Source organism: Roseivirga sp. UBA1976, from assembly GCF_002336325.1.
GTDB classification, from domain to species: Bacteria; Bacteroidota; Bacteroidia; order Cytophagales; family Cyclobacteriaceae; genus Roseivirga; species Roseivirga thermotolerans.
Genome location: NZ_DDDQ01000118.1, coordinates 1 through 24,220, shown reverse-complemented (window position 1 = coordinate 24,220; position 24,220 = coordinate 1). Strand labels below are relative to the sequence as shown.

Below are 24,220 nucleotides of genomic sequence, written 5' to 3'. Positions count from 1 at the left end.
CTTAGTTTTTTCCGAATTTGAGTTTCATTAATTCTGCATTGTTTCTGGCTATTAACACAAAGTTTTCGAATACCTCTATGTCGCGCACTTCGCCCTCCACAAGGAAGCCCTCTTGTGGTTTGGCAGCCACAAAACGTCCATTACCTGTGTTTTTAAGGAAGGTGCCGTAGCTGGCATCGTATCGGCCTACCTCGGGCTTAACCGAGTAGAGGTTGCCGCCCAGTAAAATGTCTGTATCTCCATCGGCATCAAAATCGCCTGTGGCAATGGCATATACCGGACTTACCTGTGCCTCTGTTGGCAATTCGGTCACTTCAAAGTTCATTTGGCCTTTGTTGAGCACGAGTACGCTGGTCATTTCGGTGGCCTTAATTTCCATAACACCTTCCATTTGCGCTTGAGTGAAAATATCCCTTACACTCATGTCTTTAAAAGTCTTATAATCGGGCAATACCTTTTTGAGGCTCTTAATCTGGTCGATAAGATTGTGGCGCAATCCATAGGGATAGGCTTTGCCATTGGCCATGTATTTAGATAGAATAGGGTCCAGGGTACCGTTGTTGTCAAAGTCTTTTACAAATAGAGCAATGGGTTGTTCTTCTGAGGCCTTGAAACGACTGTTGAGGCCATGGTTGCCTACTATGAAATCCATGCGGCCGTCACCATTAACATCGGCTGCATGCACTACATTCCACCAGCCTTTTAATCGGGCCAGGTTGGCCGGGGTGCTTTTTCTGAATTGGCCGTTGGTATTCAGAAATATCTCAATACCCATGTATTCTCCCACAACTATCAGGTCTGTAGCTCCATCTCCATTCACATCTACTGCCTGGCTACTCGTTATCATGCCCAGGCTTTTAAATTCTGGTGCTTTTTCGGAGGTTACATCAGTATAAACTCCCTGACCATTGTTTTCGAGCAAGAAGCCATCGCCAGGAACTCCGTTTTGCATTGGGCGGCTGCCCTCTCCCACAAAAAGGTCCAAATCACCATCACCGTCATAGTCTAAAACAGAGACCGTACTAGAGCTTACATAGCGGGTTTTGCCGGGTAGCATTTGGTTGGATGCCGAGAAATTGCCCCGGCCATCGTTGAAGTATAACCGATCGATGTAGGCCGATGAGCTTTGCGAAAACTCTATACTTCCGCTGCACACATACAGGTCTAAGTCACCATCGCCATCGGCATCGAAAAAGACGCTTTCCAGGTCTTCTGAAACTTTGTCTTTGGCAAAGGCGGGCTGGCGATTTACGGTAAACCCGTTGGCCGAACCGAGTAGCAGTACGGCCTCTTCTTCTTTACTGCCGCCCACAAACACATCGGGAAAGCCATCGGCATTCACATCGGCTACGGCCATTTTTGGCCCTTGGGTACTCTTCATGAGAAACAATGAGCGGTCAATGTCAAAGTCTACAAAGGCATTTTCCTTGTGGGCAAATGGCAGGTTTAAAGGGGCTTGCGAGAATATAGCGGGGGTTCCTTTTTCATCGGTTTCGCTGGGTTGAGGAGTGGCTTCTGCTTCTGACAGTTGCAATTGCTGGTTGGGTGAAACGCCATTGAGAAGGGTTACCTTTCCGGAAGGCCAGAGCACTTTTACCGATAGGTTTTGACCTGTTTTTAGCCCTACAAAAGGCCTTGGATCCATGCTGGACTGAAAGCCCCTGGTGGGTTGCTGCTCTACGTAGTACTGATCTTCACCCGCAGTTACCCATATTTTGGTGCCTATGGCCAGTGTGTTTGCTCCTTCACCTTTAAGCGAAAAGGAAAGGTAGTGCCCGTCACCTTCTTTGGTATTGTTTCGGTAGAGGAAGGAGGGCATGTTCACATTGTTCACCACTAAATCCAGATCCCCGTCATTGTCCAAATCGCCATAGGCAGAGCCATTCGAAAAGCTCGGTGTAGCTAATCCATACGCTTTAGTTACATCTTTAAACTCCAGGCCATTCTGGTTTTTGTAGGCGTAGTTTTGAATGGGGTTGGAAGGGATAATGTCGATCAGGCTTTTGTAGTCTACTCCGTTTTTGCTAATCATGGAGCTCATTATTTCTTCGCTCGAGGCGTATTGCAGGTAGTCCTGGTCGGTAAGGTCCTGATATATACCATTGGCTACATAGAGGTCTTTGTAGCCGTCATTATCCATATCGAAGATGAGGGCACCCCAACTCCAATCGGTGGCCTCTACCCCGGCCAATCGCCCGAGCTCTGAGAATCCGGCTCCGGTATTGATCTGAAAGGTATTGCGAGTGAACTGGTGATAATAGCCATTGTTCAGTCCGTATTGATAGCGATTCCAGTCTTCGAAGGTGGTAACAGACTTCAATCGGTCATAATCGTTGGGTAGCATTTCGGTTACGAACAGGTCGTTGCTGCCATCATTGTTAATATCGGCCATGTCTGCTCCCATTGAGGCTCCACTAATGGAGTTCATGCGCTGAGTGAGCACTTCTGTAAAGGTGCCGTTTTGTTGATTTATGTATAGGTAATCTCTTTCAAAGAAATCGTTAGATACGTATATATCGTCCCAACCGTCACCGTCTACATCGCCCACGGTCACCCCAAGTCCAAAGCCAATAACCGAACCGTAGATGCCGGCTTTTTCGCTTATGTCGTAGAATTTTCCGTCCCGGTTTTCCATCAGTTTATCTCCTCCAAGCACATCGCGCTTGGGTCGTTCATTTCTTCGCAAATCAAAGCTGCCAATGGCCTGGTAAGAGTTGTTGAGTATGTATACATCTAAATCTCCGTCTTTGTCGAAATCAAAGAATGAAGCATGGGTTGTGTAGCCGGGGTCGGCTAAGCCATATTCTTTGGCCGCTTCTACAAAGGTTAGGTCTCCTTGATTGATGAAAAGCTCGTTTTCTTTATTGTCGCCTTTTACATCGCCAGAATTACAAACATAGATATCCAAAAGGCCATCGGCATTTACATCGACCATGGTGACGCCTGTAGACCAGGCCCGTTGGCCGGCAGTGCCTGAGCTTTCGGTAATGTCTTCAAACTGAAAGTTGCCTTTGTTAAGAAACAGGCGGTTGGGCAGCTGATTGGCTGTCATGTAAATATCGGGAAGACCATCGTTGTTAATGTCTCCGATCGACACTCCTCCGCCATTGTAGAAGTTGCGGTAGGTATATATGTTGAACTCGCTGTCGTAGGTGAGTTTGTTTTCAAACTGAAAGCCTGTGTTTTCTGCTTCCATTAGCGTGAAACGTGGTGTTTGTGATTCTTCGGGCTTGTTCTGACAGGCAGAAAATCCGAGGGCTAATAGAGTGTATGCAAGCAGTGTTTTCTTTCTGAACATGGCTAAAAAATTAATCGTCTATGGTTGTCGTCAGGTCTGTCATTTTTACGCGTACGATCTCATCGTCTTTGGTTTTTATGGCTATTCTTCTGTTGCCATCAACTTTCACCCAAATAGTTTCTTGCGGCTGTTCTCCTTCAACGGCTATAAAATCATTGCCGCCATACCAGGCCATAAGGGTGTCTTTAATTCTGGGGAGTAATTCCGGGGCATAGAGGGCTTTGTTCCAGGGAGCCCACGCGGCATAGCGATACTCCAAGTCCATTCCGGTAATTTGCTCATTGCTATCGAACTGTGGGTAAAAGAACATTTCGATTTTTTCCGAATGAATGCTGTCTGGAGGCAGATTGTACTGTACATAATTGCCTCTGCTACCGGCAGTGAACAATCCTTCCTGGTTTTTCTTCCAGCAGAGTTCATAAAAGTCGCGTTTGGCCTGCTGAAAATGAATACCAAAGAAGAGCGAGTCATTGCGCACCCCTTTGGCCATTTCTTCATTGAGCATTTTGCTGTAATCAGACTGGCAGGCGCCAAGGCCCAGAGTAAGTAGCAGGGCCATCATCAAGTATAGCGTTCTATTGTTTTTCATAGGTTTTTAACGGGCCGTTGTTGATGATGAAAATGAAACTTTCTTTGCCGTTGACTGACATTTTTTTGATGTGTCTAATTTGTCCATCTATATTCAAAAACTCAATTTTTTTACTGTTAAAGCCTTGTTTTGTGCCCAGCAGCACCAATCCTTTGAGTCCATCGTATCGTCCGAATTGGGGTTTTACCAGGTATTGATTACCACCCAGAATAATGTCGGTGAGGCCATCGGCATCTATATCGTCCGTAGCGATGGCGTATACCGGAGAGTACTGGGCTTCTTTGGGCAGGGGTATAAAAGTGAAGTCGCCATTGTTGTTGTAGAAAATGCCTGATCTGCGTTCGTCAATTTCGTAGATGGAGGTACGCGAAAGCACATCTGGGCTAAATAACTGGTCGATGCTTTTTTCTGCATAATCTTCAAAATACACTAACTGTTTTTTGAGCGAAGGTATTTGCTTAATGAGTTCATCCTTGTCGGCCAAGGGATAGTATTTTCCATTGATTGGCTCGCAGAATATTTGCTCTTTGGTTCCGTTCTGGTCGAAATCGTGCATGTACATGCGGGTACCTGGCTTTAAGAAGGTGTTTTCACCGTGGTTTCCGGCCACTATATCCATGTCGCCATCTCCATCAACATCGGCCACATGTAAGGTGTGCCACCAGCCCCTAAGCGGTGCCAACCGATTTGAGCGGGTTAAGCGACCGTTGTTGTTCTCATAAAGAGTCACCGGCATCCAGTCGCCTGCCACAATCAGGTCAAGGTCTCCATCCTGATCTACATCGGTCCAACTCGATGAGGTAATCATGCCTACCTTCAGAAGTTCGGCTGCCACCGTTTGGGTTACATCTTTGAAGTTTCCTCTTCCATCGTTTTCAAAGATGAAGCCTCTGCCAGCTTCACCATAGTAGAAAGGATCGAACCGTTCGCCAATAAACAGGTCAAGGTCTCCGTCACCATCAAAATCGCCCGCAGCTACGGTGCTGGTGCTGAAATAGTTTGTAAATGGCAAAGGAGAGGGACTTTTGCTAAAGTTTCCTTGGCCATCGTTTAGGTAAAGCCTGTCCATAAGAGCGGAGGAACTGCGACTAAAAGCTCTGCCTCCGCTGGTCACGTAGAGGTCTATATGTCCATCGGCATTGGCATCGAAGAAAACAGCAGAAGCGTCTTCCGAAATTTTATCTGCTTCGAAGGTGGCCTGGCTGGAGAGTTGGTAGCGGTTGCCGTTGCTCAAATAGAGTCTTGCGCTTATGTCTTTCGACCCACCTATGAAAACATCCTCTTTTCCGTCTCCATTCACATCGGCCATGGTCATGGCAGGGCCTTCGTTTTGATACATTTCTATAAGCAGGCGCTCCCGGTCAAAGTCTATGAACTCATTTTCCACATGAGTGTATTCGAACGGGTTTTGGGCTAAAATGAGTGGGCTTTGTTTGGCTGGTGGGGTTGGGGCTGATTTTGCTGTAGCATTAGCTTCGTCTAATTGCAACAGTTGGTTGGTTTTAACCTGATACAAAGTGGTAATACGACCTTCTGGCCAGGTGACCTTTAGCGAGTCTAATATGACATGGCTGCCTACTCCGAGGTGTATTTTGGGGTCTACTGAGCTCTGGAAGCCTCGTGAAGGGTAGTTGTAGCCGGAAAACTGCTCTTGACCGGCCCATGCCTGAACAAAGGCACCAATGGCATAACGGTTGCTTTTTAGGCTTGAGCTAAGCTGCAACTGTATGGAGCGTTGAGTGGCTGTATCGCTGTTGTTTTTATAGATGAAGGCCGGCATGTTCACATTGTTAATGACCAGATCGAGGTCTCCATCATTGTCTAAGTCTCCATAGGCACTGCCATTGCTAAAAGTGGGTTCTTCCAGCCCACTGGTTTCACTGATGTTTTGGAATTGAAAGTCTCCCTGGTTTTGGAAAAGGGCATTGGTCACAGGCTTGGAAGGCATTACATCAATTAGGCGGGTTATCACATCTTCATCGTTGCGAATCATAGCGCGAATGCGCTCTTCGTTGGCCATGTAGTTAAGGTAGTCTCTATCAAGCAGGTCTTTGTATATACCGTTAGAAACAAAAATATCTTTGAGGCCGTCATTGTCTGCATCGAAAATTAAAGTTCCCCAACTCCACTCTGTGGCGGCTACACCGGCAAATCTTCCAATTTCCAGAAACTGACCATTGCCGAGGTTTCTTTGCAACACGTTTCTGGGAAATTGATGGTAATATCCTTTGGAGGTATTGAGGGTATATTTATCCCACGACTCGTAGGTTGCTTTGGTTTTTTTTCTGGGTAGGGTAGCCGGCAACATTTCTGTGACCATTATTTCCGGCAGGCCATCATTGTTCAGGTCGCTGGCATCGGCTCCCATAGACCCCATACTGAGGCTTTCAAAATAGACCTCTGAACTTTCGGTGAAGGTGCCGTCCTGATTGTTGATGTAGAGGTAGTCTTTTTCAAAAAAGTCGTTGGATATAAAAATGTCGGGCCAGGAATCTTGATTGTAGTCAGATAGTGTTATTCCAAGTCCGTAGCCAATGTCGCTATTATAGATGCCTGCCTGGCGACTTACATCGGTAAATTTTCCATTGTCGTTTCGTAGTAGTTTGTTGCCGGCATTTTCGGCACTGGGTATTTCTCTCTGGCCTTCAATAATATCTTGTCCAACACCCAAAGAGCGAAGGGAATTGGTAAGTAGGTAGCAGTCCAGATCGCCATCTTTGTCGTAGTCAAAGAAAGCAGCGTGGGTAGAAAGGCCATTAAAATCTAGACCGAAATCGGCTGCAGACTCTTTAAAGGTACCATCCTGCTGGTTAATGTATAGGGCGTTTTTTCTGCCTGGATCGTCACTTGGAGGACCCGATTTGCAAACGTATAGATCGAGCCAGCCATCGGCATTGATATCTACAAAAGTGGCTCCGGTAGACCAAAAACCTTTACCTGCTGTTCCTGATGATTCGGTAATGTCCTCGAAGGTCCAATTGCCTTTGTTGAGGTAGAGCTTGTTCTCTACTATGTTGCCACTAAAAAAGATATCGAGCAAGCCATCGTTGTTGATGTCTCCGAGAGCTACTCCTCCGCCATTAAAGAAGTTGCGGTAGGTATAGGGGTTCAGCTCTTCGGAATATTCGAGTCTGTTTTCAAAAGCGATACCACTTGTTTTACCCTCTACTTTCTCAAATAGGGTGGATGTTTTGCTTTTGCAAGCCCCTAAAAGGGCACAAATCGATAGAAGTAATACTGACTTTTTCATACAAAAATGGGCTGCCTCAACGGCAACCCATTTTACTAAATACTTAAACTAAATTCTAGTTATATCCGGGGTTCTGAGTAAGCGTACCACCCGATGCATTGATTTGCTCGTTTGGAATAGGGAACACATTTTTATATGTGTCTGAGTGAGCAGGTTTTTCCCACCACAGAGCTCCCCAACGACCAAATCTGATCAGGTCTATTCTTCTCTGAGACTCCTGGAACATTTCGCGTCCTCTTTCTGCAAGGAAAGTGCTGGCATCCATTTGAGCGAATCCATCTACACCGGCTCTTTCTCTCACTTGGTTTACCAAAAGAAGGGCCTGAGGATCGCTCCAGTTTCCATTTAATCGGGCAATGGCTTCAGCTTTGTTCAAAAGAACTTCAGCATATCTGAAAAGCGGATAGTCATTGTCCATGTTTGCTCTTTGCTTCAGCTTGAAGCTAAACTTACCAAGTCTGGCACCTGCCTGACGGCTTCCGTTAGGGGCCAATTGGTTGATGGCAGGCGTATAGTTGATAGGAGCTCCATCAGGATCGGCAGCATCAAAGGCCAAATCGAGAATTGGGGCACCATTTACATCATACTGAGGGCCAACTATGAAGTTGTTCTCTTTTCTCTCATCGCCATCTTCGTAAGAGTTGTAGAACTCTTCCAAAGTAGAGTAACCGTTCCATGGCTGCTCAGCCAAACGGTAAGTCAACTGGCTAGGATAGTGAAGGGTCATCTGAGCGAAGTTCATGCCTCCCTGAGTAGCTTCATCGTAAGGCAATACCCAAATGTGCTCAGGATCATCTACGTTGTCCGGAGCAAAAACATCGGCATAGTCTGGAGTAAGGCTATAAACCCCTGAGTTAATTACGGCATCGGCTGCTATAATAGCATCAGCATATCGAGGAACACCAGTATAAACTTCTGCATTCAGGTAAAGTCTGGAAAGAAATGCCTGAGCACCAAGATTGCTAACTCTACCGTACTCTTGTCTTCCTTCAGGAAGGTCAGGAAGTGCGGCAAGAAGTTCACTTTCAATAAAGTTGAATACAGTTACTCTGTCTACCTGTGGGGCATCAACTCCCGGCTGAGTAACAATTTTTACTCTTCCGAAAGAATCCATCAATCTCCAATAGAAGAAGGCACGTACCGTTTTAAGCTGTGCTACGGCAGCAGGAGAGAGTCCTCCATCGGCTAAAAGACGGTTACACTCGTTAATACCACCGTAAGACTCATTCCATACTCCATTGAGTGCGGGGTGAGTAGATTGCCACTGGTGTCTGTGCATATCCAGCCAGATACCACCATCAAACCAGTCACCACCTTTTTGGGTAATTACAGCTTCGTCTGTCGAAACTTCCTGTATAGAGAAGTATCCTCCATGACCGGCAGAGCTACCTATTAGCCTGCCAAATGCAGCACCAAGGCCATCGTTTGGCTGTGCTTTGTTTACGTTATTGGTTACCCCAACACCGGGGTTATTCGGATCGAAGTCTTCGGTAAACGAATCTTTCAATTCCTCTTCCAAATCTGTACAAGCGCCAACGGTAAAGATGGTTGCCGCAAGTGCCAGAATTCTAATTGTATATTTCATATTCTTTTTCTTTTCTGATTAAAAACCAACGTTCAAACCGAAAGTGAATGTTCTGCTGGAGAAGTAGTTGTTTCTTCTATCAATACCAGGTGCCAAAACATTTCCATCGTTAATGTCAACCAAAGAAGGATCAGGATCGATACCCTGATAGTTGGTGATCACAAAAGCGTTCTGAACGCTCAGGTACATTCTCAATTTGCTGAACATAGAGTTGTTCGACATATCGAAGTTGTATCCTAAAGTGGCGTTATCAAGTCTGAAGAAGTCAGCTTTTTCTACATACAGTGAGCTGAATTGAGCCACCTGAAGCTCAGGAATCTGCAAGTCAGTTTTTGTTCTGTTGTAAGAGTTAATAGCACCCAGGTCGATTGGCTCATAGAAAGCTCTGAAAGTGTTTACCAGGCTATGACCGAAGGCTGCTCTAAAGAACACGTTCAGATCCCAGTTGCCATAGCTCAATTGGTTGGTCCAACCAATTTCAAGGGTTGGTATACCGTTTCCTAGTTGCTGGAAGTCACCGTCATCATCCAAAGCGTTACCTTGGTCAGTATTCAGGTTGCCATCGTTGTTAAGGTCTACAAATACCGGTCTACCTTCAGCATCCACATTTCCTGAGAATACTGGTCCCCAGATCTGGCCAATTTTTTCGCCTACAGCGATTCTTACCATGTTGGTACCGTTCTGACCAGGAGAACCCAGGTTGGCAATCATTTGCTCCGGAATTACGAACTCCTCAAGAGTAGTGCTGTAAGTAGAAAGTACTACACCAGGAGACCAGTTCAAATCGCCACTGCCAATACCGGCATGGTTGATGGCAAACTCAAGTCCTTTAGTGTTTAACTTACCAGCATTTTCATAACGTCTGTCTGTTCCATAAACGGCTGGATCAACAGTTCTTTCCAGAATGAAGTCGTTGATGTCTCTTGAGTAAACATCTAGGCTACCACTCAACTGTCCGCCAAGAAGACCGAAGTCAAGACCAAGGTTGATCTCTGCTTTCTCTTCCCATTTTAGGTCTGGGTTACCAGCTCTAACAAAGCTTACGGTACCACCACCGCCAAAGCCATAAGAGAAGAGGTCTTGCGCCAATCCTGAAGGACCCGGCAATGAACCTGTAACCCCGTAACCGGCTCTAAGCTTCAGTTGGCTGAAGGCTGCAATGTCGAAGTAGTTCAACAGGTCTGCACCTACACCAAAGGCAGGGAAAGTACCCCATCTGTTTTCGGCACCTAGCTTAGTAGAACCCTCTCTTCTTACGGATGCATTTACAAAAATACCGTTGTCGAGGCTGAAGTTCACTCTACCAAAGAAGGCAATAATTCTGTTTTCAGGAGACTCATAGCTAAATAAGCTTACGTTGGCACCATCGCCAAGTATGTTGCCTGAAGAACCAATAATGTTGTATCCAAGATCGTTGCTTGGGAAGTTACCAGCTTCCATACCAAAGCCTGTAAATACTTCTTCCTGGAAGGAATATCCGGCAGATATAGTCAGGTTGGCATTGTCAAAGTCTTTTACAAAAGTTCCGTAGGTTTCGAACAAAGTAAACTTGCTCTCATCGGTTCTTCTGGAAGCTAAACCGGTTCGGTCGAATCCTCTAAATAGTGAGTTAGAAGGATAGAAAGTACCTCCGGTAAATGTAGTGAACTGCTGAGCATAGTTGGCAGACCAGGTTAGGTTGTCCAAAATATCGTAGCTCATTTGAGTGTTAAAGTTCAGGTTGTTTCTCTTACCCAGGTTCACATTTTGCTCGATAATAGCAACAGGGTTGAAGTTGTCGAACAAGATGGCTTGGAAGTAGCTACCGTCAGGGTTTCTGATAGGAGCTGTTGGGTTGAAGAGTGCCGCGTAGCGGAAGGCTTCGTTGAACGAGAAGTTTTGATCTCTATTAGTCATAGAGAGGTTAAACTGAATGTTCAGCCTGTCATTCAGTGCATAATGATTCACATTAGCACGGGCGTTGATCTGATCGAAACCAGATTTCTTCAATACTCCTTGAATATTTCTGAAGTTGGTAGAAACACGGAAAGTGGTGTTTTCAGAACCACCGGAAACAGCAATGTTGTGTACGTGAGAAATACCGGTTCGGGTAATTTCTTCCTGCCAGATGGTTCTGGAGCCAAGGTCGTTACCACCAGTGGCCACATACTCATCAGGAGTCATTACCGGCTGGAATCGGAACACCTCATCGGCTGCAACATATCCGTTGTAAGAAGCTTGCAGACCACCACCTCTGTTGCCAGACTTGGTTGTTACAAGGATAACACCCGCAGAACCTCTGGAACCATAGATAGCCGCTGCAGAACCGTCTTTAAGAACGTTTACTGTAGCAATATCGTTAGGGTCTACGTTGTCAAGAGAAGCTCCAATTACGCCATCGATAACCACGAGTGGTTGCACGTTGGCTCCAACAGTTGAAATACCTCTTAAACGAATGGTGGCACCACCATTGGGGTTGCCTCCTTTGTTATAGATACTCAAACCGGGAACTTTACCCTGGAGTAGTTGAGTTGGGTCGTTTACGTTACCCTGGTTAAAGTCTTCGGCATCCAAAGCTACCACCGAACTTGTGATCTCTTTCTTTTCTTGAGACCCATAACCTACTACTACCACTTCTTCCAGCTCGGCATAGTCAGGGTCGAGCGTTACGTTTATGGTAGTTTGGTTTCCTACAGGTACCTCTTTAGTGATATAACCCACAAAAGAGAACACCAGTACATCACTTGGAGAGACCTCAATGGTATATGTACCATCAAGACCACTCGGCACACCACGGGTAGTTCCTTTTACCGTAATGTTCACACGGGGGATTCCCTGTCCGTCATCCCCGCCAGTTACCTTACCGGTAACCGTTCTTGTTTGTGCCAGCAGTGCCCCTTGGAAACCCACCGACAATACAAGAAGGAGTAGTAAAAACTTTTTCATACAATCATTTTTAAGTTTACTTGATTAGTGGCCAAAAACGGCCAAAAAAGTGCAATCGAATGCTTAAAGTACAATTACTGCACTTCAATTCATAGTATGTTAAAGTTAAAATTAACGCAAACGTTTGCAAAATTTAACATACACGACATATCTGTTGCCTCTTCAAATAGTTAGCTTCTGAGGCTTAGCGTTGTTCGATAACTTTTACTTAACCCTGCCCGGTAATCAGTTGTTTTAAGGCCTTAAAAGCCACTTTAATTTTGCAAAGGATTGCAGATGGCCATCATTTTGGTTGAATTGTCTTCCGGGGTTCTACCTTCTTTTATTTTTTAGCATTATTGTGAGCAAAAATTAGCCTTCACCAAAAAATTACCCCATGCATTGGCAGCAACTATTGGATTTGAGCGAAGAGAAAAGCATTCAACAGGCCCGAACCCTGTTCGATAGAGATTATGATAGAATAATCTTCTCCCATCCGTTTAGAAAACTGCAAGACAAAACGCAGGTTCACCCCCTGCCCGAACATGATTTTGTTCACAATCGATTGACGCATAGTTTGGAGGTAAGTAGTGTTGGGCGATCTCTGGGTAGATTGGTGGGCGATTCGGTACTTGAGCGCAGGCCTGAAATGGCCCGGCAAATATCGGCCAATGATTTTGGAACTATTGTAGCCTCAGCCTCATTGGCTCACGATATTGGTAACCCTCCGTTTGGCCATTCCGGTGAGCAGGCCATTTCGGAGTACTTCTTGCTTAATGCAAAACTTTTAGAAAGTGAGTTTACCCAAAAGGAATGGGCCGATCTCGTAAACTTTGAAGGAAATGCTCAAGGCTTTCGTTTGCTCAACAAATCGGGCTATCAGGGACTAAAACTAACTGCTCCAACCCTTGCAGCTTTTACTAAATACCCCAGGCCGGCTCTGGTCAGCGATGCACTCAAACCCAGAAGAAGCCAGAAGAAGTATGGCTTTTATGTATCGGAAGCCGACCTGTTTAAGGAAATGGCACATAAGCTGGGGCTGAAGGCTTTAGCAGAGGAGCAATGGACAAGGCACCCTTTGGCATTTTTAGTAGAGGCGGCAGATGATATTTGTTACCATGTCATAGACCTTGAAGACGGTTGCAATTTGGGGCTGCTGAGCCAGGAAGATACCATTGAATTGTATGCACAGGTTATTGGTGAGAGGTTCGACAGAAATAAGCTATATACTATAAGGAGTAAAAGAGAGCAAATTGCGGTGCTCAGGGCCTTGGCTATTTCCGAGCTGATAGATCAATGCAAGACCCTGTTTCTTGATAGTGAAGAGGATATTTTGAGCGGAAAATTTGATGTTTCACTTACAGATGCCATTCCGGCTGCCGACCACCTGGCACAAATAAGTAAGATATCGGTTCAGAATATTTACCGATCCAGAACAGTGCTGGAAATTGAAGCGGCCGGTTTTACAGTAATTAATGGTTTGCTCGAGGCTTTTGTGCCAGCGGCATGTTCTATTCAAAAAGGCAAACAAACAAGAAAAGAGCAGGTGTGCTACAGATTGCTTCCCGAAGATACCCGCTACGAAATTGAACAGGCTCCTACCGTGTACCTTGCCCTTAGGGCTTTACTTGATTTTGTATCGGGCCTAACCGACTCTAACGCCATGAATTTGTACCGAAAGATTGGAGGTATAGCCCTGCCCGGTAAAATATAGAGCACTTATTCCGAATAACATGGCCTGTGGATATGATTGAAAGGGGAAAATATTACCTTTGTGATCTTGTTCGAAAATGTGGTCTAAACTCCCCCATATTGTACTGAAATACAGGTTTATACTGATAGTCGCGCTGGCTCTTGTAACAGCCTTTATGGGCTTTATGGCTCGCGATGTTCAGATGGCCTTTAACTTTAACACCGCAGTGCCGAGCACTGATGAGAACTACCGGTATTTTCAAGAGTTTAAAGAAAAGTTCGGAGAAGATGGCAACATTCTGGTAGTTGGTGCTAAAGACAGTGCCATTTATGCGCTGGAAAATTTTAATGCCTATAAGAGACTCAATGATCGTATAGCCAGTACTGAAGGTATCAGCAATGTAATTTCTCTGGCAGCGCTCCAAAATGTGGTCAAAAACACTGAGAAGAGGAGTTTCGATCTGCAGCCCTTAATTCCCGACTATCCAAAAACGCAGCAGGAGCTAGACTCGCTGCTGGCCGAAGCTTTGAAGCTCAAGTTTTATACCGGACAACTGTTGAATCCGGAGAATGGAGCCACGCTCATACTCATTAATATGAAGCGCGAGGTGCTCAACTCCAAAGACAGAAATGGGTTGGTAAGAGATATTCAGGCCATGGGAGAAGAGTTTACCCGGCAAACTGGAATAGAACTTCATTACTCAGGAATGCCCTTTGTGCGAACCGTAATGCAAGAAAAGACTAATGATGAACTGAGGCTCTTCATTGTATTGTCTTTGGGCATTACAGCGCTAATTCTGTTTTTGTTCTTCCGGTCGTGGACCTCAGTAGTGGTACCGCTTATTGTTATCAGTGTGGTGGTAGTGTGGGTGTTGGGCACAGTGGGCATTCTCAACTACAAAATAACGGTACTCACGGGGCTTATACCTTCCATAATAGTTGTAATAGGTATACCCAATGCTGTTTATTTACTCAACAAGTACCATCAGGAGTTTGCCAAACATGGCAACAAAATAAAGGCGCTTAGCCGAATGGTGCGCAAAATTGGTATGGTCACCTTCATCACCAATTTTACCACGGCCATCGGTTTTTTGGTGCTGCTGACCACCGATATTAAGCTATTGAAGGAATTTGGGCTGGTAGCCGGAATTAACATCCTTGCCACGTTTGTAGTAAGTATAGTACTCATTCCGGGTATTCTCAGCTATTTGCCGGCCCCTAAGGCCAATCAGTTAAAACACCTTGAGTTTAAAATTGTAGGTCGGTTTTTGGTACTGCTCGACTTGCTGGTACACCGCCATCGCTACAGGGTTTTTGCAGCCACAGCTGTTATTCTTACCGTGGCCATAGTGGGTGTTACCAAGCTCTATTCAGTGGCCTATATGGTCGATGATATTCCCGAGAAATCTCAGCTCAAGCAAGACCTCTACTTTTTTGAAGACAATTTTAGCGGGGTGATGCCGCTGGAGATAATAATTGATTTCGGACGACCCAAATCGACCATAAATGCCAGAAACCTCAGAAGGGTAGATCAGCTCGAAGAGGCTCTGGAGCCGTTGGAAAATGTGTCGTCTCCGGTATCGATCGTCTCTTTTGCCAAGGCAGTGCGTCAAGCTTTTTATAATGGCAACGAACGCTTCTACGGTTTGCCGAGCCCCAGCGACAGAAACGTAATTCTAAGCTATCTATCCAACCAGAGCGATAATGCCAGCTTTCTGAGCTCTTTTGTAGACACAACCGGTCAGGTAATGCGCGTGAGTCTGAAGATTGCCGATATAGGTTCCAATAAAATGGACTCGCTCATTAACCACGTGATTGAACCGGAAATAGACAAGGTGTTTAAAGACGATGAGGAAATCTCAACGGCTGTAACTGGCTCAACACTGCTCTTCGTTAAGGGCAATCAGTTTCTCATCGAAAACCTGAGGTTCAGTTTACTGTTGGCCTTCGTCATTATTGCCATTATTATGGCCATACTCTTTGCCAATATTCGAATGATTGTCATTTCGCTCATTCCCAACTTCATTCCTCTGATTATGACAGCCGGAATTATGGGATACTTTGGCATTCCGTTAAAACCGAGTACGGCATTAATCTTTAGCATAGCTTTTGGAATTTCAGTAGATGATTCCATTCATTTTCTGGCCAAATACCGGCAAGAGTTGTTTGCCAAGAAATTCTTTGTGCCAATTGCCATAAGCAACAGCATAAAAGAAACAGGGTCTAGCATGCTCTATACCTCCATTATTCTGTTTTTTGGGTTTGTAATCTTTGTCTTTTCCGATTTTGGAGGAACAGTGGCCCTTGGCTTACTCACTTCCCTGACACTTTTCTTTGCCATGTTTACCAACCTCACGTTGTTGCCGGCTTTGCTCATGGTGTTCGATAGTGGTAAGCGAAACCAAAACTTTCATCCCCTTATAGAACACTATGAGTTCTACATAGAAGATGAAGACGAAGAAATAGATACACAAAACCTGTTGATCAAAGAAAACGACCCCTTTGTGGGAACCACCAAGAAGTAATACGCTAACAACTGAAAAAGGAGTAGGTGTGAAGAAGTACACAGAATACAAGCAGCCTGAATTTGCCAAAGTTGGTGAAGATATTCTCGAGTTTTGGAAGACCAATCACATCTTTCAGAAGTCGGTTGAGTTGAAAGAAGGACAGCCAACATTTACCTTTTTTGAAGGCCCACCTTCGGCCAATGGTACACCCGGTATTCACCACGTAATGGCTCGTACCGTTAAAGATATTTTCTGTAGGTACAAGACCCAAAAGGGATTTCAGGTAAAGCGAAAGGGGGGCTGGGATACCCACGGCTTGCCTGTAGAACTTCAGGTAGAGAAGGAGCTTGGCATAAAGAAAGAAGATATAGGCGTAAAAGTATCGGTTGAAGAGTACAATCAGAAATGTCGCGAAACAGTAATGCGATTCAAAGATGAGTGGGACGATTTGACCGAAAAGATGGGCTACTGGGTAGACCTGGACAATCCGTACATTACTTTTGAGCGCGACTATATAGAAACCCTCTGGAGTTTGCTTAAAAAACTCTACGACAAAGACTTGTTATACAAGGGGTATACTATACAACCATACTCACCTGCAGCAGGTACTGGCCTTAGTTCCCACGAGCTTAACCAGCCCGGAACCTACAAAGATGTAAAAGACACCTCCATTACCGCCATGTTCAAGATTGAAGGAACGGAGAATGACTTCTTTCTGGCTTGGACCACTACTCCATGGACTTTACCTGCAAACAACGGTCTGGCCGTAGGCGCTAATATAGATTATGTGAAGGTTCAAACCTTCAACCAATATACCTTCCAACCCATCAATGTAATTCTGGCAAAGGATAGGCTGAGTCATTACTTCAACCCGAAAGCTCGCGACCTAAAGCTGGAAGACTATAAAGAAGGCGACAAGCTCATCCCTTATGAGGTAATCGGTGAGTTTAAGGGAAAAGAACTTGCAGGGACCAGCTACGAGCAGTTGATGCCTTACATTCCTCTACCAAAACCCGGATGTACTGTGGTTATTGGAGATTTTGTGACCACCGAAGATGGTACCGGAATAGTACATATTTCCAAAACCTTTGGTGCCGATGACTTCAGAACCTCTGTTCAGTACAACCTACCCGGAGTATTTGTAAGAGATGAAGAGGGCAAAGAGGTACCCATAGTAGACAAACAAGGAAAGTATGTGAAAGAGATCACAGACTTTGCCGGCATGTATGTGAAGAATGAGTACTACAAAGAAGAAGAGATGCCTGAAAAGTCGCTCGATGTACTCATTTCTATCAAACTAAAAGAAGAAAATAGAGCCTTTAGGGTAGAAAAATACGAGCACAGTTATCCGCACTGCTGGAGAACAGACAAGCCGGTACTCTACTATCCTTTGGATTCTTGGTTCATAAAAACCACGGCCTATAAAGACAAGCTCGTGGAGCTCAATAAAACCATCAACTGGAAACCGGCCTCTACCGGAGAAGGAAGGTTTGGTAACTGGCTGGAGAATCTGGTAGACTGGAACCTCAGCCGTTCGCGCTACTGGGGAACGCCATTACCTATTTGGGTTTCTGAAGATAAGAAAGAGCAAAAGTGTATTGGTTCATTGGCCGAACTGAGAGAGGAAGTGCAAAAATCCATAGAAGCCGGGTACATGACCGAGCAAATTGGAGAAGATTTTGACCTGCACAGGCCTTATGTAGACGATATTGTGCTGGTGAGCGATTCAGGGCAGAAAATGTTCCGCGAACCGGACCTCATAGATGTATGGTTCGACTCCGGGGCAATGCCTTATGCTCAATGGCACTACCCATTCGAAAACGAAGATGTTTTTGAAAAGAATTTTCCGGCCGATTTTATAGCAGAAGGTGTAGATCAAACCCGAGGCTGGTTCTTTACTCTGCATGCTCTGGCCGTAATGCTACATGAAAATGTGGCCTTTAAAAATGTAATTGCCAATGGCTTGGTGCTAGACAAAAACGGCAACAAGATGTCCAAGCGGTTGGGCAATGCCGTAGATCCGTTTAAGACCATCGGTGAGTATGGACCAGACGCCACCCGTTGGTACATGATTTCTAACGCCAACCCTTGGGACAACCTCAAGTTTAACATTGAGGGGGTGGGCGAAGTGCAGAGAAGGTTCTTCGGAACGCTGTACAATACCTATAACTTCTTTGCCCTTTATGCCAATTTGGATGGTTTCAGGTTTGAAGATGCCCCTATTGCTCTAAACAAACGACCGGAGAGCGATCGGTGGATTCTTTCGCGCCTCAATACACTCATTAATGAGGTAGATAGTGCCTACTCGGCCTATGAGCCAACTAAAGCAGCTCGAATGATCATGGATTTTGTAACCGATGAGCTGAGCAACTGGTATGTACGACTGAACAGGAAGCGGTTCTGGAAAGGGGAATACAATGACGATAAGAAGGCAGCTTACCAAACACTATATACCTGCCTGACCACTATTGCCAAGCTCGGGGCTCCTATAGCTCCTTTCTATATGGAAAGGCTGTATCAGGACCTCAACGGAGTGAGCGGTCAGGACAAGGAGGAATCAGTACACCTAGCCGATTTCCCGAAGGCCGATGAGACGTGTATTAATCTGGATTTGGAAGAGCAGATGCGACTCGCTCAAACCATTTCGTCACTTACCCATTCGCTCCGCAAGAAGGAAAAGTTAAAGGTGAGACAACCACTTTCCAGAATTATGATTCCGGTGCTTGATGCCAAAACCAGGCACAATGTAGAGCATGTAGCTGAGTTAATAAAGTCAGAGGTAAACGTAAAAGAAATAGAGTTTATAGACGATACCAGTGGGATTTTGGTAAAAAGCATTAAACCAAACTTCCGTTCCATTGGTCAAAAGTTTGGGCCTAAGGTAAAAGCCATTGCAGCGGCAGTCAATGCCTGGGGGAAACAGGAAATAGCCGCAATTGAGCAGGAAGGCAGTTTTACCCTGCAACTTGCCGGTGAAGAAATAACCTTGAGCCTGGAAGATGTGGAGATAAAGAGCCAGGATATTCCCGGCTGGTCTGTGGCTACCGAAGGCAAGACCACAGTGGCTCTTGACATCACTTTGACAGATGAACTGCGCATGGAAGGAATTGCCAGAGATGTGGTAAACCGTGTGCAGAACCTGAGAAAAGATATGGGACTCGATGTGCAAGACAAAATAGACATCCGAATTCAAAAGTCCGATAGCTTTGTAGACGAGGCCATCAGAGCCTACTCAGAATATATCTGTACAGAAACTCAGGCTTTGAGTCTGGAGATACTGGAGGAGGTATCTGATGCTCAAAGTTTGGAGGTAGACGATTGGACGCTTACCGTCAGCATTGGAGTGAGATAGCTTCATTTTGAGACAGTATAAGTATTTTGTACTCACACTTACAATTGTTGCAATAGACCAGGCAGTAAAGCTGCTGGTTCATTATAACATGACCATGGGCCCGGCCGGAGAAATCAACCTGCTGGGCGAATGGTTTAAGTTACATTATGTACTAAACAGAGGTATGGCCTTTGGTTTGAGCTTTGGAGCAGGCTATGGCAAACTCGCCTTGACTGTTTTTCGTCTGCTGGCCATTCTTTTTATTGCCTATGGTCTATTCAGGCTCACCAAAACTAAATATCATGCAGGACTTCTCTGGTGTATAGCAGCCATACTGGGTGGGGCAATCGGCAACTTGGTCGACTCTGTATTCTACGGAGCACTTTTAGACAACGCCCCGTACAACTCCATAACTCCCTGGTTTCATGGGCAGGTTATAGATATGTTGTACTTCGATTTTTGGGAAGGCTATCTACCCGATTGGTTTCCTCTTTGGGGAGGAAAAAAAGTAGCCCTTTTACCCATTTTTAATATGGCCGATGTAGCCATTTTGGTGGGGGTGTTGGGCATACTTGTTTTCCAGAAAACCTTTTTCCGTCAGGCTGAATCCCGGTTAACTCAAGTGTAATTCAATCGTATATTAACTTAATGTTATTTGAAAATTACTTTAATGTGAAGTAGTTTTGTCTTTAACGGTTAACACAACATGAAGACGATTGAGAAGATAGAACAGAGAATAGAGGAGCTCCGCTGGAAGTCCATTTCGCCTTATCAGCGAATAATAATGAACAAAGAGAAAATTCAGACCGAACGCTTTCATAGCAAAGAAAAGGAGCGTGAACTAAAATGGTATCTACGGTCTAATTCCGTTTTACTGCTCATTCTGGCCATAGTGATTGTGCTTGTTTCTATGTTTCGTACGGTAACCACAGATTTTACCTTGTTTATGTTGTTCATAACTACCCTGTTTGTAGCCCAGCGCATAGAGCTGCAACAAAGACTCAACAACTTAAAAGAGTCCAGATTCCTAAAGAAAATACTACAAGACCTAAACACCGACAAGAAGTAGATCGAGAGCAATCGAACAAAAAAAAGTTAAATTTTTTCATCTTTATTGAACAATTGGTATCTTCACTAACATTCTAGTTAAACACGATACCAATGAAAAGAACAAGTCAAAGACTCTCAACTATTTGGGCAGCCCTCTTACTTTTGCTGCCCTTTCATTTATTTCCCTTCCAACAATTACCCACAGACCCCGATGTACTAATCGGTAAGTTAGATAACGGATTTACTTACTATCTCCGCTCTAATCCTAAACCGGAAAATCGTATTGAATTTCGCCTGGCTGTAAAAGCAGGCTCCATCGTGGAAGACGATGACCAGCTGGGCTTGGCTCACTTTACCGAACACATGCTGTTTAACGGAACGAAGAACTTTGAAAAGAATGAGCTGGTAGATTTTCTGCAAAAGATGGGTCTTGAATTTGGGGGCGACCTAAACGCCTATACCAGCTTTGATGAAACCGTATACATGCTGCCTATTCCTTCAGATAAGCCGGAAAACGTGAAGAACGCCATGCTGGTGCTGAGCGACTGGGCACATCAGGCTACTTTCGACAATGAAGAGATAGACAAAGAAAGAGGGGTGGTGATGGAAGAGTGGCGATTGAGGCTGGGAGCTTATGAACGCATGCGTCAACAGATTTGGCCAATTACCCTGGCCGGTTCGCGCTATGCTGAGCGATTGCCAATTGGTGAGCCTGAAATATTGGAGAACTTTGAATATGATGCCGCCAAAAGGTTCTATAGAGATTGGTATCGACCAGACTTAATGGCTCTTATTGCTGTAGGCGATTTCGATGTGGCCGAAATGGAGCAGATGATTAAGGAGTACTTTTCAGACATAAAAATGCCTGAAAAGCCCAGAGAGCGCATTTACTATACCATGCCCGATTTTGAAGGCACCCGAGTAGCCATTGCTTCAGACGATGAGGCTACCTCAAACTCCATTACCATCAACTTTATTCAACCGGGCGAAAAGGAAACTGGCAATACGTTTGCCGACCTCAGAGAGTCTTTAGTATACAGTTTCTTTAGCCAAATGATGAACCAACGCCTAAGAGAGCTTGTACAGTCGGAAAATCCACCCTTCCAATATAGCTACAGTGGATATGGCAGCGCTTTAGGCAAGGGCAAAAATGATTATACCATCTCCATTCAGGTGAAGGAAGATAAGTTTGCCGAAGGCCTTCTGGCGGCTATTCGAGAAAACGAGCGTGTGAGAAGATTCGGCTTTACCCAAGGCGAATTGGATAGAACTTTGGCTTCATTTGCCAATTCACTCGATCGTTTTGAAAAAGAGGCAGACAAGCGGGAGTCCTGGTCTTTAGTACAAGGCTATCTCAACCATTTTTTAAATGGAGGCCCATTGCTAAGTGCCAAACAAACCAGAGAAATGGCCGAGCAGATTATCCCCACTATTACACTTAAAGAGATCAATGGCTTGCTCGATAGTTGGTGGCACAATGACAACCGAACCATTGAGGTACAAGCCAAAACCGAAAATGCTGCGGCCATTCCTTCGGCCGAAGAAATGACAGCCCTGCTGGATGCCATAGTAGAGGATGACTCCATTGAGCCTTATGAGGAAGAGGCTATTGCTTCTGCATTGATGGATGCCCCACCAAAACCGGGTAAAATTGTTGCAGAACAAACCAATGAAACCACGGGCATCACACACATTACACTAAGCAATGGTGCTGAAGTGTTCATTAAACCTACAGACTTTAAAAACGATGAAGTGCGAATGACAGCCTTTTCGTTTGGCGGAACTTCCTTATACCCGGATAATGTATACTGGTCGGCCTCAAATGCCGCGGCCATCGTGAATGAAATGGGTATAGGCGATTTCAGTGCTATAGACTTGGGCAAGTTTTTAACCGGAAAGACAGCCTCGGTGCAACCCTACATCAATTCTTACGAAGAAGGCCTCTCAGGCTTTTCTAGCGTTAAAGATTTGGAAACGTTTTTTCAGCTTCTACATCTAAGGTTTACCAATGTGCGTATGGATGAATCTGCGTTTAACAGTTGGCTTTCCAGAACAAAGAACCTCTATGTAAACTTTAGTGCTAGCCCCGATCTTCAGTATTCTGTGCAGCGCCAGCGCTTTATGTACGATAACCACCCGAGAGTTGAGTTTCCATCGGCTGAGAGTTTCGATAAAATTGAACTGGATAAGGCCGTACAGATTTACAAAGAGCGATTTGCCAATGGTGGAGACTTTAAATTCGTATTTGTGGGTAATGTAGACATGCCTTCCTTTAGAAAGTATCTGGAAACATATGTGGCTTCGTTGCCAGCCAAAGGCTCTAAAGAAATGTATAAAGATTTGGGTTTACGGATTATTAGCGGAAAGCACGAGAAGAATATATATGTGGGGGTAGACGATAAGAGCCAGGTAAACATCACTTTTAGCGGAGACTTTGATTACAACCTGGAAAATAATGGTCTGCTTAATGCCGCGGCCAGTATTCTTTCCAATAAAATGATAGAAACCCTTAGGGAAGATATGGGTGGAGTATATGGTGCCGGGGCATCCTTCTCATCTTCTCAGTACCCTAACTCCACGTTTTCATTTTCAATTTCATTTCCCTGCAAGCCGGAGAATGTAGACAAGCTGGTTCAGGCCGCTATACAAGAGCTGGAAAACATAAAACAGGGCAATTTCACTCAGGAAGATTTGGATAAAGTGATTAACGCCAGAAAACAGAACTTTGAGGAACAAATTAAACAGAACTCCTACTGGCAGAGCATGATAGCCACTTACCTGAAAACCGGGGAAGATATGGAAAACATACTCACAGGCAATGAGCGGGCAGACGCCATAACGAAAGAAGCTATTGTAGCAGCACTCAACAAATTTGTGAAAGAGGACAACATGATTAAAACCGTAAAGCTGCCTCAGAATCAAAAGGCAGAACTACAACAAGAGATAAAGAAAAACTAGGCCAAGGCCATATTTATCAGTTGAAGGAGGCTGTCTCCGGAGTCGACAGATTTTGTTCTACCATTGAGCAGGATTTTGAAAGGCTTGAGAGACAGCCTCTCTTCTTATTCTTCTGAGACTAAATGGTCGCTATTTTACTTAATGATTACCTCATTGACAATGGAACTACCAAGTTCCCGGGCAATCAGTACCAGAATTTTGTCACGAGACATGCTCAACTCGTGCTTAAGAGGAGCAGAGTTAATATGAACAAAAAGCTTTTTGTCTCGAATGTAAACCTTAGTGGTTCGCTTGGCTATAGGAGCACCCATGATCTTCTCCCAAGAGTTAACCAAATTTGCCTCATTGAACTTCTCTTCAATTCTAAAAGACTTTAGCATTTCCTGTATTGCATCGCCCAATGACTCAGGTTGTCCTTTTCTTCCCTTTTCACTTTTTCTCATGGCTAAAACCTTCACTTTCAGTTGGTAAATCTACCGTTTCAGTCGGTTTACATTTGCCTGAAACTACAAATAATTGAACCTTTGGGTAAAGCTACATCAATGTTTATTAGAAAGCTATTTCAAATCAGTGACAAAGTAAAGTGGCTGTTGCTTGAACTATTAGTCGTTTTTGTGGGGGTGTACATGGCCTTTCTTTTTCAGCGCTATGCAGAGGGTCAAAAATTAAAAGATGAAAAAGAAAAGGTTTTAATAAGCCTGAAAAAAGAACTGGAGGAATTCAGAACCAATTTTCCCGGCTTTGCCTCTTATCAGCGGGGCAAATTGGTCGAATGGGATAGCCTGCTGGATGCCGGTGAGCTGACAGACTACTACAATTGGCGTTATCTGGAGCCGCAATACAACTTTAAGGTAATTGAATATGCCATGAACAAGGAGGGCACGGAGATTATAAGTTTTGAACTTTATGAAGCCCTCTCCAAGCTCCATTCGCGCATAAGACAATTGGAACATGCCGAAAGACTTATGACCAATTTTGGTCAGCGGTACAACCTGGTGCCCTCGTCTTTGGCTGAAAACGACCCACAGCGAAAAATTCTGGAAGCAGAAAATCGCT

At 44.8% G+C, this 24,220-nt stretch carries 13 protein-coding genes; 7 read left to right on the top strand and 6 right to left on the bottom strand.

Annotated elements, in window-relative coordinates; translation table 11 throughout:
- Window position 1: 1 nt before the first annotated feature.
- From B3763_RS11775 to B3763_RS11755, 5 genes are read right to left on the bottom strand one after another with little or no spacing between them, the layout of a single operon-like run.
- A complete protein-coding gene (locus tag B3763_RS11775) occupies window positions 2-3,298 on the bottom strand; it encodes a VCBS repeat-containing protein (protein WP_189628722.1) in 3,297 nt (1,098 codons plus the stop codon).
- 10 nt (window positions 3,299-3,308) lie between these two features.
- A complete protein-coding gene (locus B3763_RS11770; protein ID WP_189628721.1) occupies window positions 3,309-3,887 on the bottom strand; it encodes a hypothetical protein in 579 nt (192 codons plus the stop codon).
- Complete coding sequence (locus tag B3763_RS11765) at window positions 3,874-7,137, bottom strand: VCBS repeat-containing protein (protein ID WP_286746687.1); 3,264 nt, start codon at window positions 7,135-7,137, stop codon at window positions 3,874-3,876. The genes B3763_RS11770 and B3763_RS11765 overlap by 14 nt, the downstream gene beginning before the upstream one ends.
- 55 nt (window positions 7,138-7,192) lie before the next feature.
- Window positions 7,193-8,722 carry a RagB/SusD family nutrient uptake outer membrane protein gene (locus tag B3763_RS11760; RefSeq protein WP_189628719.1) on the bottom strand — a complete coding sequence of 510 codons (1,530 nt, stop codon included), beginning with the start codon at window positions 8,720-8,722 and terminating at the stop codon, window positions 7,193-7,195.
- A gap of 18 nt (window positions 8,723-8,740) precedes the next feature.
- Window positions 8,741-11,647, bottom strand: coding sequence for a SusC/RagA family TonB-linked outer membrane protein (locus B3763_RS11755; protein ID WP_286746685.1), 2,907 nt, complete (start codon window positions 11,645-11,647; stop codon window positions 8,741-8,743).
- 376 nt (window positions 11,648-12,023) lie between these two features.
- Between B3763_RS11755 and dgt the strand changes: the two genes are divergently transcribed.
- The 6 genes from dgt to B3763_RS11725 all read left to right on the top strand — a co-directional run bounded on the left by dgt (window position 12,024) and on the right by B3763_RS11725 (window position 23,164).
- Window positions 12,024-13,340 (top strand): dGTP triphosphohydrolase, encoded by a 1,317-nt coding sequence (gene dgt, locus B3763_RS11750; RefSeq protein WP_286746684.1) that lies wholly within the window; start codon window positions 12,024-12,026, stop codon window positions 13,338-13,340.
- Between the two features lie 76 nt (window positions 13,341-13,416).
- Window positions 13,417-15,843, top strand: coding sequence for an efflux RND transporter permease subunit (locus B3763_RS11745; protein WP_189628716.1), 2,427 nt, complete (start codon window positions 13,417-13,419; stop codon window positions 15,841-15,843).
- Window positions 15,844-15,871: 28 nt separating this feature from the next.
- A complete protein-coding gene (ileS, locus tag B3763_RS11740) occupies window positions 15,872-19,177 on the top strand; it encodes an isoleucine--tRNA ligase (RefSeq protein WP_286746682.1) in 3,306 nt (1,101 codons plus the stop codon).
- A 7-nt stretch (window positions 19,178-19,184) separates the two neighbouring features.
- Entirely contained in the window at window positions 19,185-19,784 is a 600-nt protein-coding gene (locus tag B3763_RS11735) for a lipoprotein signal peptidase (RefSeq protein ID WP_189628714.1), read from the top strand.
- A gap of 78 nt (window positions 19,785-19,862) precedes the next feature.
- The gene (locus B3763_RS11730; RefSeq protein WP_189628713.1) at window positions 19,863-20,225 is read left to right on the top strand and encodes a hypothetical protein; all 363 of its coding nucleotides are present in this window, start codon (window positions 19,863-19,865) and stop codon (window positions 20,223-20,225) included.
- Between the two features lie 92 nt (window positions 20,226-20,317).
- On the top strand, window positions 20,318-23,164 hold the full coding sequence (locus B3763_RS11725) for a M16 family metallopeptidase (protein WP_286746678.1): 2,847 nt from the start codon (window positions 20,318-20,320) through the stop codon (window positions 23,162-23,164).
- A 134-nt stretch (window positions 23,165-23,298) separates the two neighbouring features.
- Here the strand turns inward: B3763_RS11725 and B3763_RS11720 are convergent, their stop codons facing one another.
- Window positions 23,299-23,607, bottom strand: a complete 309-nt coding sequence (locus B3763_RS11720) for a DUF721 domain-containing protein (RefSeq protein ID WP_189628711.1) — start codon at window positions 23,605-23,607, stop codon at window positions 23,299-23,301.
- 99 nt (window positions 23,608-23,706) lie between these two features.
- Here B3763_RS11720 and B3763_RS11715 point away from each other — a divergent pair.
- Window positions 23,707-24,220 (top strand): hypothetical protein (locus tag B3763_RS11715; RefSeq protein WP_286746676.1); only part of this gene is annotated, 514 nt, incomplete at its 3' end.